Genomic DNA, 17,411 nt, shown 5'->3' on the forward strand with positions numbered 1-17,411 from the left:
TGTGATAAAATTAAAGAACTATTGTCAATATATTTTAAAACGTAATTATCCTATCTTACCTACATTATTATCTTATCACATGGGTTTACCGTTTGTCAAATGTTATTTTGGTTTCCCTTACTCAATAACTAAAAGGAGAGTGTTCCGAACGATGATAGACGCGAACGATTGGAATCAAGAACAGGAGCGGCTGGATTTGGTTACGGAAAGTCTACAATCGAGAATCGCTGAGTTGGAGCCAGAGGTGTCAGGGCTGCGTGGTCAGGTAGTGGACATTCGCAAGCGATTTTGGGAGGAAGTTACGGTCAACACGAGCACGTTCGATGATTTTGAGGAGACCTTTTACAGCATAAAGCAGCAAGAAGCAGTGTTATCCGAACGAGAGCGCAGTCATCGACAACGGATGCTGCGATGGAAAAACATGAAGCGGCTGCTCCCGTCTCCCTACTTCGGGCGCATCGATTTTCAAGAAGATGGTCTGAGCTTCAGTGAGCAAATTTACATCGGCGTGTCATCCTTCGTTGATGAAGACGGTATGAATTTTCTGGTGTACGACTGGAGAACGCCAATTGCAAGCATGTATTACGACTATTCCCCGGGTGCAGCTGAATACGAAACACCGGGCGGACAAATCATGGGGACGATGCTTCTGAAGCGGCAATACCAGATTCGCGACGGTCAGCTCCGGAATGTGTTCGACACAAGCTTAACGATCGGCGACGAACTGCTTCAGCAGGTGCTTGGCAAGGGCGCGGATGCACAAATGAAAAGCATCGTGGCGACCATCCAAAAGGAGCAAAACGCCATCATCCGTAACGATAAGAGCCCTATGCTCATTGTGCAGGGAGCGGCCGGTAGCGGAAAGACGTCCGCGGCGTTACAACGGGTTGCGTACTTATTATATAAACACCGTGATAGGCTCAAGGCAGATCAGATTATTCTTTTCTCGCCTAATCCGATGTTTAACAGCTATGTATCCACGGTCCTCCCTGAACTTGGTGAAGAGAACATGCAGCAGACGACCTTTCAGGAATATCTCGCATATTGGCTCGGGTCAACGCTGCGTCTTGAGGATCCTTTCGATCAGATCGAATATGTACTGACAACAAAACCAACGCAAGGCTATGAAGCCCGGCTGAACGGAATCAAATATAAAGGATCAGAAGCTTTCCTGCGATCTCTCCAAAGCTATGCACAGTGGCTAGGTAAAGAAGGCATGCTATTCCGAGGTATCCATTTCCAGGACCGCGAGTTGATTACCGCGGAGCAGATGAAATTGCAATTTTACAGCTACGACAATTCCATCCGTCTGGCGAATCGCGTTGTTCTGCTGAAGGAGTGGCTTTTGCGAGAGCTGGCTTCGTTGGAACGTAAAGAGCAGGAGGAGCTCTGGGTTCAAGATGAACTCGATTACCTCGACAACGAGCAATATGCCGAAGTCTACAACCTACTTCTGAAGAAGTACCAGCGAGAAGAAGCGGTCTTCGATTTTACCAATCAGTATGTCGAAGACTATGGCGATTTTCGCGAGCAAGAGCAGGGGGAAGAGAATGTCTTTGATTTTACCGGTCAGGAAGAAGCTCTTCTTCGCCAGATGATTGTGAAGGAACGCTTCAAACCACTAAGGCGGGACGTAAAAAGGTTAATGTTCGTAGATGTGATCGGGCTGTATGATCAGTTGTTCAGTGATGAAACCGATTATCGTATGATGACGAACGAGACCGAAATACCCGGACAATGGGCAGAAATCTGCATGCAAACGAAGGAGAAACTGATCCAGCTTGAACTCTTTTATGAGGATGCGACCCCGTTTCTTTATTTAAAAGAACTCATTGAAGGCACGCGGATGAACACGGAGGTTAGGCATATTTTCGTCGATGAAGGCCAGGATTATTCACCGTTCCAATACTCGTTTCTCAAAAGGTTGTTCCCCCGTGCCCGCATGACGGTTCTAGGCGATTTCGGTCAAGCGATATTCGCTCAAGCAACGAATCTGCATGAGGAGGATTCGCCGTTGGTCCGGCTATACGGTAAGGACGAAACGAGCCTGATTAACCTCGTTCGCAGTTATCGTTCGACCCAAGAGATTGTGACGTTTACGAAGTCGCTGTTGCCTTGGGGAGAGGAAATCGTACCCTTCGAAAGGAGTGGAGGAAAGCCTCTTTTGAAGAAGACTGACAGCAGTGAAGAACGGGCAAAACGCATTAGTGAAGACCTGGCAGTGCTTAAGGCTGAAGGCTTCGACTCTATCGCTGTTATTACGAAGACCTCAGATGAAAGCCGCGAAGCCTATGAAGCGTTGACGTCACAGAGTGGCGAGGCTCTGAGGCTCATTACGAAGGAAACGCTCACCTTTGAGAAGGGAGTCGTGGTTATTCCTGCCTATCTCGCTAAAGGAGTCGAGTTTGATGCTGTACTGATCTACGATGCTTCTTCTCAAGTATACAATCGGGAAAGCGAACGCAAGCTCTTTTATACAGCATGTACGCGAGCAATGCATCGACTTTTGCTTTACACGATAGGGGAATGTACGCCTTTTATTCAAGAAACAAGTACGAACTTGTATGAGGTAGAATAAAGCATTACAAGATAGCTCAATAAAACAGTGGCAGTCTAGGACTTTAATTTACAATCCAAGGCTGCCGCTGTTTCTTTTATTCGGGATAGTATTCTTTTTGATTAAACGACAGGCAGGATAGCTTGGTGGTTATCTTGAATTGTTTAAATGTATTGTGAATTTTTAGATGAAAATAACAAAGGGGAGATTACATATGAAAAAAATGCCGACAATTCAATTAGAAAGACTCATATTACGACCTTTCAGTTTAGATGATGCACAAGTAGTTCAAGAATTAGCAGGTGATAAATATGTTGCTGAAATGACATTAAATATCCCACATCCATATGAGGATGGGATGGCAAAAGCATGGATAGAAACACATATTGATCATTTTAATGAAGATCGATCACTTTCATTAGCTGTTGTACATAAAGAAGAAAAATATTTAATCGGCGCGATAAGTATAGGATTTAATAAGAAGTTTGATCATGGGGAACTTGGATATTGGATTGGCAGAAAGTATAAGAATAATGGATATTGTACTGAAGCAGCAAAAGGAATAGTAAAATATGCATTTGAAGAAATGAATTTAAACCGTATATATGCCCGCCATCTAGGAAAAAATCCTGCATCGGGAAAAGTTATGGAGAAAATAGGCATGAAATATGAAGGATTATTAAGACAGCATGTTAAAAAATGGGGTGAATACGAAGACCTTGTGCATTATGGTCTTTTAAAGGATGAAAATAATTCAGAGAATTACTAAATAAAAATTCATCTAAAGCATATACGCATAAAAAGTCGCCGAATTGGCGGCTTTTTTGGCTTGGTGTGGTTAATCCAAAAATCAGTCCCGAGACGGAGAACACATCAGATGCAGATCCTAACCAGTAGAGATAATGGATGTTTAAGGACAGAGCCAGGGAAGGTTTAATAACCTTGCCCTGGCTCTTTTGGTTCCAGATGCGCCATCTATATCATCTTGCACATTTCCGATTGCGAAATTAATTGTTTCAAGTATGGTATGAGTACGCCGGACAGTTCTTCACGCCCCAGACCGATCTCCAGAATGGCCTTCATGTAGCCCAGTTTGTCCCCGATATCGTACCGTTTACCGGCAAGCTCCAACGCCAGAAGCCCTTCCTTGGCGCATATGAGATGCAAGGCGTCGGTTAATTGCAGTTCGCCTCCGGCGCCTTTCTCGAGCTTTTCCAAAACAGGGAAGATCGATGGCTGCAAAATATACCTGCCCATAATCGCCAAATTCGAAGGCGCATCCTTCTGCACGGTTTTTTCCACAAGTCCGGCCACATCGTAAAGGCCAGCCTTTAAATTGGTTGAGGCAATGATGCCGTATTCGGATACCTCAGGCAAGGGCACGGGCTTTACGCCGACGACTTGCTTACCTGTCCGTTCGTAAACGGATATGAGCTGCTTTAATGCAGGAGGGTCGGAAACCATGATATCGTCACCCAGCAGCACGGCAAAAGGTTCATCGCCGATAAATTGGCGGGCGCATAACACCGCATGTCCCAGCCCAAGCGGCTCCTTCTGCCGGATGAAATGGATGCCTGCCATATCGCTGATAGCCCTTACTTCCAGAAGCAGCTGATGTTCTCCTTTTTCGGTTAACGTTCGCTCAAGCTCCAACGAGCGGTCAAAATGGTCCTCGATCGATTTTTTGTTGCGCCCGGTGACGATGATGATACTTTCGATCCCGGAGCGGACAGCCTCCTCCACGATGTATTGAATGGCCGGCTTGTCGACAATCGGCAGCATTTCTTTCGGTTGTGCCTTCGTAGCGGGCAAAAATCTAGTGCCTAACCCGGCAGCAGGGATGACGGCTTTTTTTATTTTCATTGTTTCATTCACTCTCCGATCTTTCGGGCAAACCGAAAACCCAATATCGGCTTCCCATGAAGTTGATCAAAAATCCGGCGGACGTGGCAATCAGTTTGCATATGGTGATCGGCCAGGCAAATCGCTCTGCCAAAAGCTGTAATAGCAGTGAAGTGACGATCAGCGCGGCTACATTTATGGCCAGGAAGCGGGTGATTTCGCTATAGCCGCGTTTCTTCGCATGGCGGAACGTCCAGTTCCGGTTCCAAACATAACTGTTGAGAACTCCGCATCCGTATGATAACCATTGTGCCGGCATGACGGGCGTTCCGCCTGCGATAAGCAGGGCAAACACGGCGAAATCGACAACCGTATTCATACCGCCGACGGCGCAAAACTTGAATAAGTGGGCGAGCCGTTTGCTCATAACCGCTCACTCGTTTGCTTGGCGTCCATTCGCCGCATTTCAATATTGCAGCATTCGCGTACGATGTAGAGCGGCCGCCCTTTCGTTTCGTCATAGATGCGGCCGACATATTCGCCCAATATCCCGAGCATGATCAAGACGAAACCGTTAAAAATAAACATAATTCCGATGAGCGAAGGCCAACCTTTGGTCGTTCCTTCCGTAAAAATCGCAAGATACAAAACGTAGAGCAGATACAGGAAACCGACGCCGGACAGAAGGGATCCCAAATAACCGGACAGCTTTAACGGTTTGTAAGAAAATGAAGTGATTCCGTCCAGCGAAAGCTTGATCATCCGTTTGAGCGGATATTTCGTTTCCCCCGCAAAACGCTCCTGACGTTCGTATTCGATCGCGGTTTGGCGATATCCAACCCAGCTGACCAAACCGCGGACAAAACGGTTGTTTTCGGGAAGTCGTTTCATTTCTTCTGTGACTTTCCGATCCATCAAGCGAAAGTCGCCCGTATCGACGGGAATCGGAATTTCGGTGGACGCCCGGAGCAGCCGGTAAAACAGGCTTGCCGTCCATTTTTTGAACCGCGTCTCGCCGTTGCGTTTGATCCGCTTGGCATAAACCACCTCGTAACCATTTCTCCATTTTTCGATCATTTGCAAAATCAACTCGGGCGGGTCCTGTAGGTCTGCATCGATCACGATGACCGCATCGCCCGCCGCGTAATCCATGCCAGCCGTAATGGCGATTTGATGCCCGAAGTTGCGGGAGAAGTCGATCAGCTTGACGGAGGGATCCCATATGCTGAGATCCCGAACGATATCGGCGCTCCTGTCCTTGCTTCCATCGTTGGAAAGCCTCTGCTGATTAACAAGGGCGGGATCATCTATCAGATCGGCGTTAAAGTCAGGCTTGATTGTCACAATGTCCTTAATGTTATGTTTGGAGCGGTTACAGCGGAATATCTCCCCTCGAGTTTCGAAAACAAAGTTCCTTTCGTTGAATAGCCCATTGTGCACAAAGATATATTCGCATCGACAATGATTACCATTTTGATTTTGATGGTAGTTTCAATCCAATTATTTGCAAAAAATAGGTTTTGAGGGTGTAAAAGTAAAAATCCTCGGAATCATGTAAAGATCTTCTGTTTTAACTGGAATCGCCCTTCCTTATGATGGAACTAAGCCGAGAAAGGTCGGCGAACCATAGGAAAGGGGGAAACAGATGATTAATTGAGATAAATATGAAAGCGCTTAATATTAGTTTATTTGTCTTATTCAAAGTGAAGGAGGCAATGAATGGTGGCTCATGCAGTCAATTCAAAAGTTAGCGCGATGATTGTGCTTCTGCTGCTGATCGGTTATCTTACACCCGTCGGCGCGCCGCTGAAAGCACAAGCTGCTCCGGGGTATCAGCAATACCCTGATATGAACGGCGTATTCGGGTGGGATGGCGACAAGGACGCTCCCATCGCTTATATTGACGGTAGTTTCAAAATCAGGGACGGGAAAAATATAACCGTTACGTTTGGCATTCACGACGGGGAGCCCGTCAAGTGGTATAACGATGAGAGTTACCTCCCTAATCTGGTCAGCGAATTCGAGAAAAACGACTTGTCCGTGAAAATTATGAATTTTGGCGACAAAGTTACACTGAACGGTAAAGACTATGTTATTGCTTATTCCAGAGTATCTATCACGAATCCTACCTCAGAAAATAAAGAGCTTTCCCCTACTCCTTCGCCTCAACTGATAACGTTAAATTCACCGAATAAACAAGTTAAACCAAAAGAAACAGTGCATTACGACTACGCGATTGCCGTAGATCGGTTTGGACACAAATACGATTGGCCTTCGAATGAAGATATTAAAAACGCCGGCAGCTGGGACGATCACTACGCCCATATGAAAGATTATTGGGAGAAAAGGGTATCCGCTATCGCTCAAATAGAATCGCTGCCGGATCCAAGACTCATTGACGCATACAAAGCAGGCTTTATTTACACGCATATCATCAAGGACGGATATGAACTTCACGTCGGCGAAAATGGCTATGACGAAATGTGGGACCACGATACGATCGGGATTTTGTCCACCCTGTTTACGATTGGGGATTTTACAGATGCACAACAGTTCCTTTCCACTCTACCCGCCCAGCTTCAATACGATGACGCAAAATGGAAATATAGCTGGCCATGGGCGCTGTACCTCGTTCGTACAGGTGATAAAGAATTTGTGAAGAAAAATTTTTCCGAGATCAAAAAAAATACACACTTTATCGAAAGCGACCGAACAGGCCCGGACGGCATTATGAAAGAAACGATGGCGATCGACAGCCGCGGTTATTGGACCATCGACAACTGGGCCGGATTGATGGGATTGCTCTCGTATAAGTACATTTGCGAGCAGCTAGGGGAAAAGGCTGAAGAAAAATGGGCAGAAGATTTATATGATGATTTTCTCGATACGGTGAACAAAAAGTTATCGGAAACGATCGTCAAATACGACCTCGACTACATTCCGATTTCTATGGTGGAACCCAATGATGCCAACCGGGCCCGCGAACCGCGAGACGGCAACTGGGCATCGATGTTTCTGTTCGGCCGTTGGGCATGGGACGGTTATTTATTCGGCGGCAAACAAGAAGGCATTATGCTGGATTGGATCGATAAGACGTATGACTATGGTTTCAGCAGGTTAAAAGGGCTGCTTCCTCCGCATAACTTCGGCGGTTATCCGCACGGCATATTTAGTTCCTCGTATAATGCGGGTTACGGCAGCGCAGGATTGCGAGGCGAAAAATACCGTTCGGAAGGGATCAAAGCGTATCAGTTTATGATCGACCAGACGATGAGTGCGCCTTACTCCTGGTGGGAGGGCATTTCTTATCCGGACCCGAATCAAATTTGGGACATTCCGCATACGCCAGGTGGTGGAGGTTCGAGTCCACATATGTGGGGCCAATCGACCGCGACAAAAGTGTTGTTCGATTCTCTGATTGCAGAAAAAATTGACGGCAACGTCATTATCGGACGCGGCGTGCCCGAAGAATGGCTGGTTCATTCGGCTGCACCGATTGAAATCAGCAATTATCCGATCAGCGACAAGCGGAGAATGGGGTATAAGATCGAGTCAACCGGCAAGGAAGTCACCTTGACGCTGACGGGCGATTCCCCATCCGGAGAGGTATGGTTTAACCTGCCGTTCTTCAAGAACAATATTGAATCAGCTAATGCCGGCACAGTAGACAATGACGCAGGCTTGATCACTCTTCCTTCAGGAACAACAAGCGTGACAGTTAAACTGAAGAAAGCGGCACAATCTATTCAAGCACCGAAATTAACGAAAGCAGAAGCTAGTGCCAACACAGCTAATCTAGAGTGGACGTCTGTAGACCAAGCGGACGGCTATACAGTGAAATACGGCACGAGACCAGGAGAATATCCTCACGAAATAGATGCCAAAACGGCAACAACCATTACAGTGGATGGTTTAGAGCCGATGCAGGACTATTATTTTATCGTAACTGCAAGGAAAGCCGGGAAGGAAAGTGAATATTCCAATTTTCTCGGCATTCGGACAGACTTGCCATTACCGGTAGAGGGTGGATTACTGGATGGCAGTCAACAAAGTCCGAGCGGCCAGCTATCCGTTAATTTAACGGAGGAGGGAAAGTTGGACTGGATCCATGCCGGAGGCATTGGAATCAATAATGAGATTCGCTTTAACCGGAAATCGAATGGTAACGAACAGATTAAGTACAGTGTAAAAGGTTCCTCTTCGGCAAGCGCCTTCGGTGACAGTCGGGTGGTGACTTCGTGGACCGATGGAGTTCCCGGAGAAAAGGCGGTTAATAACACGACGGGACTGTTTTATTCAGGGATCGGCAATGGTTGGCAGTTAGTTGTGCCTGCGGGGACAACGGAGAAAACGTTGAAGATTTATACAAGCGTATGGAATTCTAAAGCGAAGCTGGAGGCCTATCTGAGTGATAACAGTGCAGTTCTTTATTCGGATGTAAACGAAAGAGCAGGCGATTCCTCTTATAAGGTGTATACGCTCAAGTTCAAAGCCAAGTCGGAAGGGCAAACATTAACCGTTAAAAATATTTCGCAAAGCGCAAATGGAAATGTCACGTTTATCGCGGCCACCTTATCTGGCGCTTCGGACCAAGAAGTGAAGGTAACGGGAATTCGTTTATCTGATCAAGAGGTAACTTTGAAGAAAGGCGAATCGTACCAAGTGCAAGCCTACGTTCAACCAGCAGAGGCTACGAATAAAGAAGTAACGTGGCAATCAGATAACCCGCAGGTTGTCACCGTCACTAACGGTGTTCTGGAAGGGAAAACATCGGGTTCGGCACTCGTGACAGCCACAACAAAGGACGGAGGCTTTAGCGAAAGAGTCCGCGTTACCGTAACGGATGAAGAGCAACAGGAAGGTTTAACGATCCACACCTCCTTTAACATGGATGCATTGGAGGGTGGCAAGCTACTTGCAGCAGAAGTGAAGATTAAGAACGGGCTGCAGCATCCTGAGCAGGTGCTTGTGATAGCAGCACTATATGACGGCAATGGCAAAATGGTATCCATATCCTATGTATCGAGAAACATCGCCGCAGGAGAAACGGATACACTGATCCCTGGCATAAAGCTGCCGCAGCAGATTAATAACCATAAAGTCAAGGTTATGGTGTGGGACGGCAAAAACATGAACGCGACCAAAATGCAGCCATTAGCGGATGTAGCAATTAAATAATGAGAATCGGGAGGAAACGTATAATGCGTTTGAACAGGGATGGTATCATCTCGCGGGTCTTGATCATCTTGATGCTCTCATATACGCTTTTTGGCAGCCTACCGGTGACGGGTTATGCTGAGGAACCCGTTCCGATTGATCCGCCCGCTGCGGCCCAGACCGACACGGAGCAGCAGGAACCGGCTGATCCAGCGATGCCAGTTGCGGAGGAAAATAGTGAGCCGCCAGCATCGGTGCCAGAGAGCATCAGTCAGACGGTACCGACGCTAGATTTGCAGGCACAGGATTTAACCGACTCCATATCGGTTGACCTTTCGCAGGAAGGGAGTATCGATTGGGTCAGCTTCGGCGGCAGCGGCGACATCGGTGTCCGGACCAGAAAAAATATCGGTGCTCCGGTGATCCGCTTTAGCAAGGTTATACCTGGGTCTAATGCTTACGATTTTAACGATTTTATCGCCGGATTCAATTGGAGTGACGGCAAACCCATTGAGACCGGATCCAATGAACATAAAGGATCTTCTTTCAATGAGATGAACGGAGGATGGCAGTTGACCGTCCCAGCCTCTACCCATGAAATGACCTTGAAAGTGTATGGGCTCGGCTGGTCTTCCAAAGGCAAGATAGAAGCTTACCTAAACGACAACAGCGTACCTGTATCTGTAGACGAATATGACACGGAAGGTGAGCGGCATAAACCGAAGGTTTACACAATTAAGTTCAAGGGGAATGGTGGAAATCAGTCACTGATCGTCAAAGGTACGGTAACAGGGAAATACAACGATTGGGGCAACGTAGCCATAGCGGCAGCCACTTTGACGGCTACGGTCAGTCAAAATGCCCCGAAATGGCCTGATGGCAGCACCTTAACAGCTGCCGACGTTACGGGAAGCAGCGCCGTTTTGTCATGGACTCCAGTTTCCGAAAATATAAAGCACTATATTATTTATCAAGATAACGTTGAAATTGACAGGGTAGATAGCACGATTAACTCTTACGAAGTATCCGGGCTTGAGGCCGGAAAAACATACGGCTTCAAGGTGGAAGCCGAAAACGAGGATGGAGAAATTAGCGTAACAGGGCCGTCCGTCTCTGTTCAAACGACTCGTTTTACCTACATTGGCAAAGTCACCGGTTACGAGATGAGAGATGATCGAAAAACGATTATTTTTGACGCGGCGCCTGCAAAAGTGATGATCAATGCAGTTTCGCCGGAGATTGTCAAAGTATGGGCCGAACCGACAGGGACGTTCGATCGTAAATACGAATCTATGGCAATTGTGAACGACGACCTTGGCAAAGTGAACTTATCTTTGGGTGATAAAGGCGATTATTACGAAATTAGCACGGGCAAATTACTCATCAAATTATTTAAAGATTCTTTCCGCCTGGAATACTACGACCTACAAGGCAACCTCCTCTTGAAAGGCAAGGAAGGGAAAAGCATGGGCTGGAATGCGGTTAAGGAAGTTGGCGTGTGGAATGAACTGCAGGAAGGCGAGCATTTTTGGGGGTTGGGCGAAAAAACGGAGTCTTTTGACCGAAAAGGCAATAAAATTTACCAGTGGGGAGTCGATATGTGGGGAGCGGACCAAATGGCCCCAAACATCGGGGAAGGCAGATGGTATGGCGCCAATCCTCACTTTATTAGCTCGAAAGGTTATTCAATCTATTTCGATAACACGAGCCGTACTTGCTTTGATATGGGTAAAAGCGAACCGGGAACGTATTCGTTCAATTCACTCGAACCGGCGGCGGGAGGCGAGCTCTTATATTACTTTATTTATGGTCCAACGCCGAAAGAGATGGTTAAAAACTTTACCGATATCACGGGTAAACCGTTCATGCCTCCGATGTGGGCATTCGGAAATATGCAGAGCCACTATGGATATACTCAAACGGATATTGAAAGAGTGGCTGAGATGTACAGGGAGAAACAGATCCCTCTGGATGTCATGTTCTCGGATATTGAATGGTATGAGAAATTTTGTTCGCCAGACAAATGGAATACCCGCAATTTCCCGGATCCTCAGGCGATGATGAACAAATTGAATGTACTAGACGTTAGGCTGGCGCTGATTGATGATCCGAACATTACGATTTCCGCCGATACGTATCCCGTTGGGGACAAAGAAGGATATTTTATCAAAGATATGATGGGTAAAACGAAAACAGTTTCCTGGCCTTGGGGCGACGAATCCGGCATTCTCGACTTCTTCAACCCGGGTGCTCGTCAGTGGTGGGGGCCGCTGCACAACCATTTAGCCGATCTTGGCGTGCAGGCATTCTGGACCGATATGAACGAACCTGCAAGATACAGCACGGATTGGCGCTTCTGGAACGAAAACGGCAAGGAGCAAGGCGATATCGAAGAGCTGCATAACGCCTATGCATTCCTGCACCATAAGACGTTGTACGATTGGTACAAGGAATATACGAAGAAGAGACCGTTTATATTAACTCGCTCGTTCTTTACAGGGTCGCAGCGCTTTGCTTCGCCTTGGTCGGGCGATATCAACTCCGATTGGAATAGCATGAGCGAGCAAATTAGGCTTGGAACCGGGCTTTCGTTGTCCGGCTTCAACATGTGGGGTTTCGATATCGGTGGATTCGAAGGCAATCCGACTTCGGATCAATTCAAGCGCTGGATAGAATTAGCCGCCTTTACGCCAACGCACCGCTTCCATTATGCGACATGGGGCAAACCGCAAGAGGCATGGGAGCATGGTGCTGAAGAAGTGTCGAAAAAATACATTTCGCAGCGGCAGCGATTGATCCCATATTTTTATTCGTATACGGCCGATAGCGTCATTGGAACGGGAATGGAAGCAGCGCCGGGCAGTGATGGCTCGGGCATTCCGTTGATGCGGGCGATGGTGCTGGAGTATCCAGACGATAGCAACACGTTTAACATGGACACTCAATTTATGAACGGACAAAGCTTCTTGGTGGCTCCTGTAACGAATAACAGCACGAGGAAAAACGTCTATTTCCCCAAAGGTGACTGGTATGACTATTCCGACGGGAAAACATTGTATCAAGGCGGTCAAAGCATTACGTATGATGCGCCTATAGATAAGCTTCCTGTATTTGTGAAAGCCGGTGCGATTATTCCAATGACTCCACCGATGCAATATGTCGGGGAGAAGCCCGTTGACATGATGACGATGGACATCTACCCTCTGCGAAATAACGGAGTTTCATCGTTTGTACTATATGAGGACGACGGCGAAAGCTTTGGATTCGAGAACGGCCAATACAGCACGACAAAGTTCGAGAATAAGGTCGAGTCGGCTGCCGAAGGGACGAAAAATACGTTCGTCATTCATGCAAGAGAGCAGGGAACAAAAGGATTTACACCTGATCCAAGAAGCTATATGCTGCAGTTCCATAATACGGCATTACAGACTACAGCTGTACGTCAAGATGGCGCGGAACTTCAAAGATACGGATCACTGGCCGATCTGGAAAAAGCAGAGTCGGGCTGGTTTGCCGATCCTCAATCGTTGAATACGTATGTGAAACTTCCGGATAACGGTAAGGAAACGAAGGTTGAACTGTTGGGTAAGGCAGGTAGTAGCACGGTCGTTAGCTATTTGCCGGTTTATGTGACAACGAAAATCGGCGTTTTGCCTTCACTGCCTTCGATGGTTACAGCTGTTAACGACAATGGTTTGCAGCAAGCGGTTAAGGTAAAGTGGGCCTCCGTTAATAAAGACAAATATAACCAAGTCGGCAGTTTTACCGTCGAAGGAACGGTGGAGGGCATCGACTTGAAGGTAACCGCATATGTCGATGTCTACCAGACGATTGCTCATGTGGAAGCGGAAAGCTATGCCGATAAAAAAGGATCTTTTACCAAAGAGGTTTCTTCGGAGGGCGGTTTTAATCTGACGGCCATTTCCAACGGTGATTATGCCGTTTACAAAAATGTGGACTTGAAAAAAGGCGCAACGAAATTCGAAGCTAGAATTGCGGCGAAAAACCGGGGTGGTAATATCGAAGTCCGTTTGGATCGTCTGGATGGCCCTCTTGTCGCCACTTTGAATGTACCTTCAACTGGAGGCTGGCAGAACTGGGAAACTCTTAGCACGAATCTTTCCGGGGCTTCGGGTGTGCATGATGTATACCTCGTGTTCACGGCAGGATATAACTTGAATTGGTTCCGTTTTGTCGATTACCCGCTCACCGTTCAGTCGATTCCGCCGATTGACGTCATTACGATAACAGGTGTCGCCCCGCAGCTGCCTGAGCAAGTCACAGTTGTATACAGAGACGGCAGTACAGCGGAGCTTACAGTAACCTGGGATAAGGTAGATCCTTCTTCCTATGAAAATCCGGGAAAATTCAAGGTCGAAGGAACGGTTCAGGGTGCTGATCTGAAAGCCGTAGCCAATATCACGGTAGGGGATTCACACAATCAGTTTATCGTGGCGGCTACCTTTAACCTGAACAAACTGGAAGCGGGCAAAATGCTGAATGCGGATGTAACGGTCAAGAACAATAGCAATCATTCCGACTCCATATTGATCGTAACAGCGCTGTATAACCAAAACGATGAAATCGTGAATATATCAAGTCTTCCGAAAAAAATAGGGAGAGACCAATCCGCCATGTACACCGCTGGTTTTAAACTACCTGAGTCAATCCAAGGATGTCGGGTGAAAGTATTTGTCTATGACGGCGAAAGTCTTCTGACGACATCGAAGAAGCTTTTATCCAACGAGCTTGTATTGGAATAGTACGATACTCTGGGTTAAAGTGAGATGATGAGATGAAAAAAAAGTTGCGATGGATCGTAAGTATCGTTGGTACCGTCATGTTCATGCTTGTAGGTATGAGCATGGCGCAAGCTCAGGGCCGCATTGATATCACGAAAGCGACCGTGGACAAAACAACGAAAAAGGTCATGATCGAAGGGACGAATCAAAACGGAGCGGGCAAATACGTAACGATCAAGGTTGTGGATCCGAAAGGCGAAATTGATTACGTAGACCAAACGACAAGCACGGGCGAAGGAAAATTCAGCTTTGCGTTTACTCTCGCCGGCTCCGCCAAAGGAACCTATACAGCATATTTTGGAGTGGAAGATATCGATGTTCCACAAACGGTGACGTTCGATTACAAAGATGAAACGACTGGAGGGGGAACCGGAGGCGGAGGCAGTCCGGGAACTGGCGGCACTTCGAACAGTACTGCCCCTGCAAATCCGGTTGTGTTCCAGCTCCTACCGGACGGATCCGTTAAAGCTGTGATTAAGGCGGAATTGGAGAAAGACAGTTCCACCGCGGCGGCTGTGGTCACCGATACCGATGTGAAAGGCGCGTTGTCCAAAGCGATTGCGTCCAAAGAGGGGATTAAACGAATTATTTTTGAACTCACGAATAATCAAAATCCCCACAAGTATGCGATCGGGCTACCTACTACAGTTTTGTCGGGCGATGCTAATATACTTGTCGAAGTAAGAACGGCGAAAGGAACAGTTAGTCTACCTGGAAATATGTTGAAACCGGAAGACGCGGGGAAAGGACAGATTCGCTTTGTCATTGGAGATGCAGCCCTTGATCCTGTAAAGGGAGAGACGAAAAACAGTGTCGGCGGCAGACCGGTCATTGAGCTTTATTTGGAGAAGGACGGAAAAAGAATGACCCAGGATCTTAAATTTGCACCTATTCTTGTGAAGATTCCGTATGTGCTTTCTACTAAGGAGCTCACCGAAGAGATCAAGGTTTTGTCTTTGAATACACAAGGAGATGCGGTAACGCTTCCGCAAACCACGTACGATAAAACCGAAGGAATGGTACAATTTAAGACCGATCATATGGGCCGATATACCGTTGCTTATGTGAAGAAAACGTTTGAAGATATTGGGAAATATCCTTGGGCGCAAAGGGCAATTGAAACCTTGTCTACAAAGGGTATTATACAAGGCACCTCCGCCACCAACTACAGTCCGGCAAACAAGGTAACAAGAGCGGATTATATTCTGATGCTCATTCGGGCTTTGCAATTGAATGCTCAGGTTGAGGATCAATTCGCGGATGTAAGAAAAGGAGATTATTATTATGAAGCTGTAGGCATAGCCAAAAAACTTGGCATCGTAAAAGGAGTAGAAGGTAACACTTTCCAACCGAAAGCTGAAATCACCAGACAAGAAATGATGGTGATGGCCGCAAGAGCGCTAAAAGCCGCCGGAATAATGGATGTAGAAGGAACCTCTGCAGATCTGACCCGTTACAAAGATGCGGGCAAAGTATCCAATTATGCTGTAGAAAGTGTTGCGGGGCTTAGTTCAAAAGGCATCGTGCAAGGAGACGGCAATTATATTCAGCCGCTTGCGAACGCCACCCGGGCGGAAACGGCAACATTTATGTATCGAATCTTAAACGCGGTTGAAGCTTCCGCGCAATAGTTGAATCAAAGACCGTTTGATCCTGAACACGGGAAAGAACGGTCTTTTGTTTTTTTTAAATACTCGCTGTCATGGTTGATTCGTACAGAACAATTCGGTGAGCTTTAATTGTTCATAAACATCGATATCCGGATCGACAATCGACCGAAGTTCGTAACCTTCTAATAAACTGATGAGCATATTAACCATGACAAGAATGTCTATATCAGTACGGATTTGTCCTAAATCCTGTCCTCTTGTAATAATCTTTGTTATAAAGTCTGACCAAGCGTGATACTGTTTTGACATCCATTCACGAACAATTTGATTTTTCCTTGAAAGAACTACCATTTGATAGTGGGCAGCAGTCCATAACTCCCTATCGACTCCTCCTGATCCTAAATGTACTTGATGCATCAATTGTTTTAGTATCAATTGAACATTGCATGTTTCATTTGATAATTCTTTGAAAGTCTCTTCTACAATATGATCGAGATCTCGATCTAATCGCATTTGAATAACTTCATATAGCAGATCTTCTTTATTCTTAAAATGTACATAGAATGAACCTTTTGTTTTCCCGGCCCCTTTCATGATATCGTCTATGCTCATTGCATCATACCCCTTTTCTGCAAGAAGTTGAAAAGCAGAATCTATGATTTTCATTTTTGTTTCTTCACCTGTTTTGTACTTCATGATAATTCTCCTTTTTACTAACATAGAGTTTAATAGTACGAATGGTAGTTTAATGAATGTCTCAAAGAAAGGCATGAAAATGAAATATTTAATAAATGCGCTGATAAGCATAATGTTTAAAATATGGAAAATAAAGGTTGACATGGATGAATTATTCCGATTATCATGAAAACATTATAACCGGTTAGTATGATTTTGTATACTGACCGCACAATTTTTAAAAGTAAAGGAGACATGGAAATGAAGAGAAAAAATTGGTTGATTACGGCAGCAATCGTTGTACTGTTGACCTTGGTTTTCGTACCAGCCCAGCAGTCTTACAGCGCGGAGGGAAATTCGGCAGCTGGCATTACAGGAACCACGCTCGACGGACAATTTAACCTCAGCCACGTCGTTAAAATTTATGTCCCATCCACGGTGAAGGGTAGCATTCCGATCACGGAGGAAGCACAGCAGAGATTTGTCGATCAGGCTCTTGCCAAATTCTCCGAATGGTTTGGCGGGGCAACGGCCATTGAAGGGGAGGGAGCTTGGGTTGATAAAGACAAAACATTGATCAAGGAAAACGTCACGATCGTATACGCTTTTGCCGAAAACCTGGATAAAAAATCGATTGATCAAGTGGTGGTTTACGCGAAGCAGTTGAAGAAGGATTTGGCTCAGTCTTCGGTGTCCATTGAAGTAGACGGCAAGATGTATTTTATAGAGTAAAAAACGAAAAGTAATGAATGGTTCTATGTTGGTATT

General features: G+C 46.2%; 10 protein-coding genes. 6 read left to right on the forward strand and 4 right to left on the reverse strand.

Annotated features, from left to right (window positions below):
- The first annotated feature begins 151 nt into the window (after positions 1 to 151).
- Positions 152 to 2,578, forward strand: a complete 2,427-nt coding sequence (gene helD, locus MUG84_RS23885; protein ID WP_244729916.1) for an RNA polymerase recycling motor HelD — start codon at positions 152 to 154, stop codon at positions 2,576 to 2,578.
- A gap of 193 nt (positions 2,579 to 2,771) precedes the next feature.
- Positions 2,772 to 3,326 carry a GNAT family N-acetyltransferase gene (locus MUG84_RS23890; RefSeq protein WP_244729927.1) on the forward strand — a complete coding sequence of 185 codons (555 nt, stop codon included), beginning with the start codon at positions 2,772 to 2,774 and terminating at the stop codon, positions 3,324 to 3,326.
- Between the two features lie 206 nt (positions 3,327 to 3,532).
- Here the strand turns inward: MUG84_RS23890 and galU are convergent, their stop codons facing one another.
- Genes galU through MUG84_RS23905 form a run of 3 tightly spaced genes read right to left on the reverse strand, consistent with a single transcriptional unit; the run spans position 3,533 to position 5,713 of the window.
- Entirely contained in the window at positions 3,533 to 4,420 is an 888-nt protein-coding gene (gene galU / locus MUG84_RS23895; RefSeq protein ID WP_244729929.1) for a UTP--glucose-1-phosphate uridylyltransferase GalU, read from the reverse strand.
- 4 nt (positions 4,421 to 4,424) lie between these two features.
- Positions 4,425 to 4,826: a GtrA family protein gene (locus tag MUG84_RS23900; RefSeq protein WP_244729932.1), complete on the reverse strand. Its 402-nt coding sequence runs from the start codon at positions 4,824 to 4,826 to the stop codon at positions 4,425 to 4,427.
- Positions 4,823 to 5,713 carry a glycosyltransferase family 2 protein gene (locus MUG84_RS23905; RefSeq protein ID WP_244730155.1) on the reverse strand — a complete coding sequence of 297 codons (891 nt, stop codon included), beginning with the start codon at positions 5,711 to 5,713 and terminating at the stop codon, positions 4,823 to 4,825. The genes MUG84_RS23900 and MUG84_RS23905 overlap by 4 nt, the downstream gene beginning before the upstream one ends.
- A gap of 405 nt (positions 5,714 to 6,118) precedes the next feature.
- Here MUG84_RS23905 and MUG84_RS23910 point away from each other — a divergent pair, with 405 nt between their 5' ends.
- The 3 genes from MUG84_RS23910 to MUG84_RS23920 are packed head-to-tail and all read left to right on the forward strand — an operon-like array spanning position 6,119 to position 15,989.
- Positions 6,119 to 9,577: an Ig-like domain-containing protein gene (locus tag MUG84_RS23910; RefSeq protein WP_244729934.1), complete on the forward strand. Its 3,459-nt coding sequence runs from the start codon at positions 6,119 to 6,121 to the stop codon at positions 9,575 to 9,577.
- A 23-nt stretch (positions 9,578 to 9,600) separates the two neighbouring features.
- Positions 9,601 to 14,319: a TIM-barrel domain-containing protein gene (locus tag MUG84_RS23915; protein WP_244729936.1), complete on the forward strand. Its 4,719-nt coding sequence runs from the start codon at positions 9,601 to 9,603 to the stop codon at positions 14,317 to 14,319.
- A gap of 32 nt (positions 14,320 to 14,351) precedes the next feature.
- Positions 14,352 to 15,989: an S-layer homology domain-containing protein gene (locus tag MUG84_RS23920; protein WP_244729938.1), complete on the forward strand. Its 1,638-nt coding sequence runs from the start codon at positions 14,352 to 14,354 to the stop codon at positions 15,987 to 15,989.
- 69 nt (positions 15,990 to 16,058) lie between these two features.
- Here the strand turns inward: MUG84_RS23920 and MUG84_RS23925 are convergent, their stop codons facing one another.
- Positions 16,059 to 16,664 carry a TetR/AcrR family transcriptional regulator gene (locus MUG84_RS23925; protein ID WP_244729941.1) on the reverse strand — a complete coding sequence of 202 codons (606 nt, stop codon included), beginning with the start codon at positions 16,662 to 16,664 and terminating at the stop codon, positions 16,059 to 16,061.
- A gap of 240 nt (positions 16,665 to 16,904) precedes the next feature.
- Between MUG84_RS23925 and MUG84_RS23930 the strand changes: the two genes are divergently transcribed.
- Entirely contained in the window at positions 16,905 to 17,375 is a 471-nt protein-coding gene (locus tag MUG84_RS23930) for a DUF3574 domain-containing protein (protein WP_244729945.1), read from the forward strand.
- Positions 17,376 to 17,411 lie beyond the last annotated feature (36 nt).

The sequence above is a fragment of the Paenibacillus mangrovi genome (assembly GCF_022898935.1).
Classification (GTDB): domain Bacteria; phylum Bacillota; class Bacilli; order Paenibacillales; family Paenibacillaceae; genus Paenibacillus_AQ; species Paenibacillus_AQ mangrovi.

Bases quoted from the DNA above. Each gene is read 5' to 3' on its own strand.
- helD (WP_244729916.1), top strand. From the start codon at position 152: ATGATAGACGCGAACGATTGGAATCAAGAACAGGAGCGGCTGGATTTG.
- MUG84_RS23890 (WP_244729927.1), top strand. From the start codon at position 2,772: ATGAAAAAAATGCCGACAATTCAATTAGAAAGACTCATATTACGACCT.
- galU (WP_244729929.1), bottom strand. From the start codon at position 4,420: ATGAAAATAAAAAAAGCCGTCATCCCTGCTGCCGGGTTAGGCACTAGA.
- MUG84_RS23900 (WP_244729932.1), bottom strand. From the start codon at position 4,826: ATGAGCAAACGGCTCGCCCACTTATTCAAGTTTTGCGCCGTCGGCGGT.
- MUG84_RS23910 (WP_244729934.1), top strand. From the start codon at position 6,119: ATGGTGGCTCATGCAGTCAATTCAAAAGTTAGCGCGATGATTGTGCTT.
- MUG84_RS23915 (WP_244729936.1), top strand. From the start codon at position 9,601: ATGCGTTTGAACAGGGATGGTATCATCTCGCGGGTCTTGATCATCTTG.
- MUG84_RS23920 (WP_244729938.1), top strand. From the start codon at position 14,352: ATGAAAAAAAAGTTGCGATGGATCGTAAGTATCGTTGGTACCGTCATG.
- MUG84_RS23925 (WP_244729941.1), bottom strand. From the start codon at position 16,664: ATGAAGTACAAAACAGGTGAAGAAACAAAAATGAAAATCATAGATTCT.
- MUG84_RS23930 (WP_244729945.1), top strand. From the start codon at position 16,905: ATGAAGAGAAAAAATTGGTTGATTACGGCAGCAATCGTTGTACTGTTG.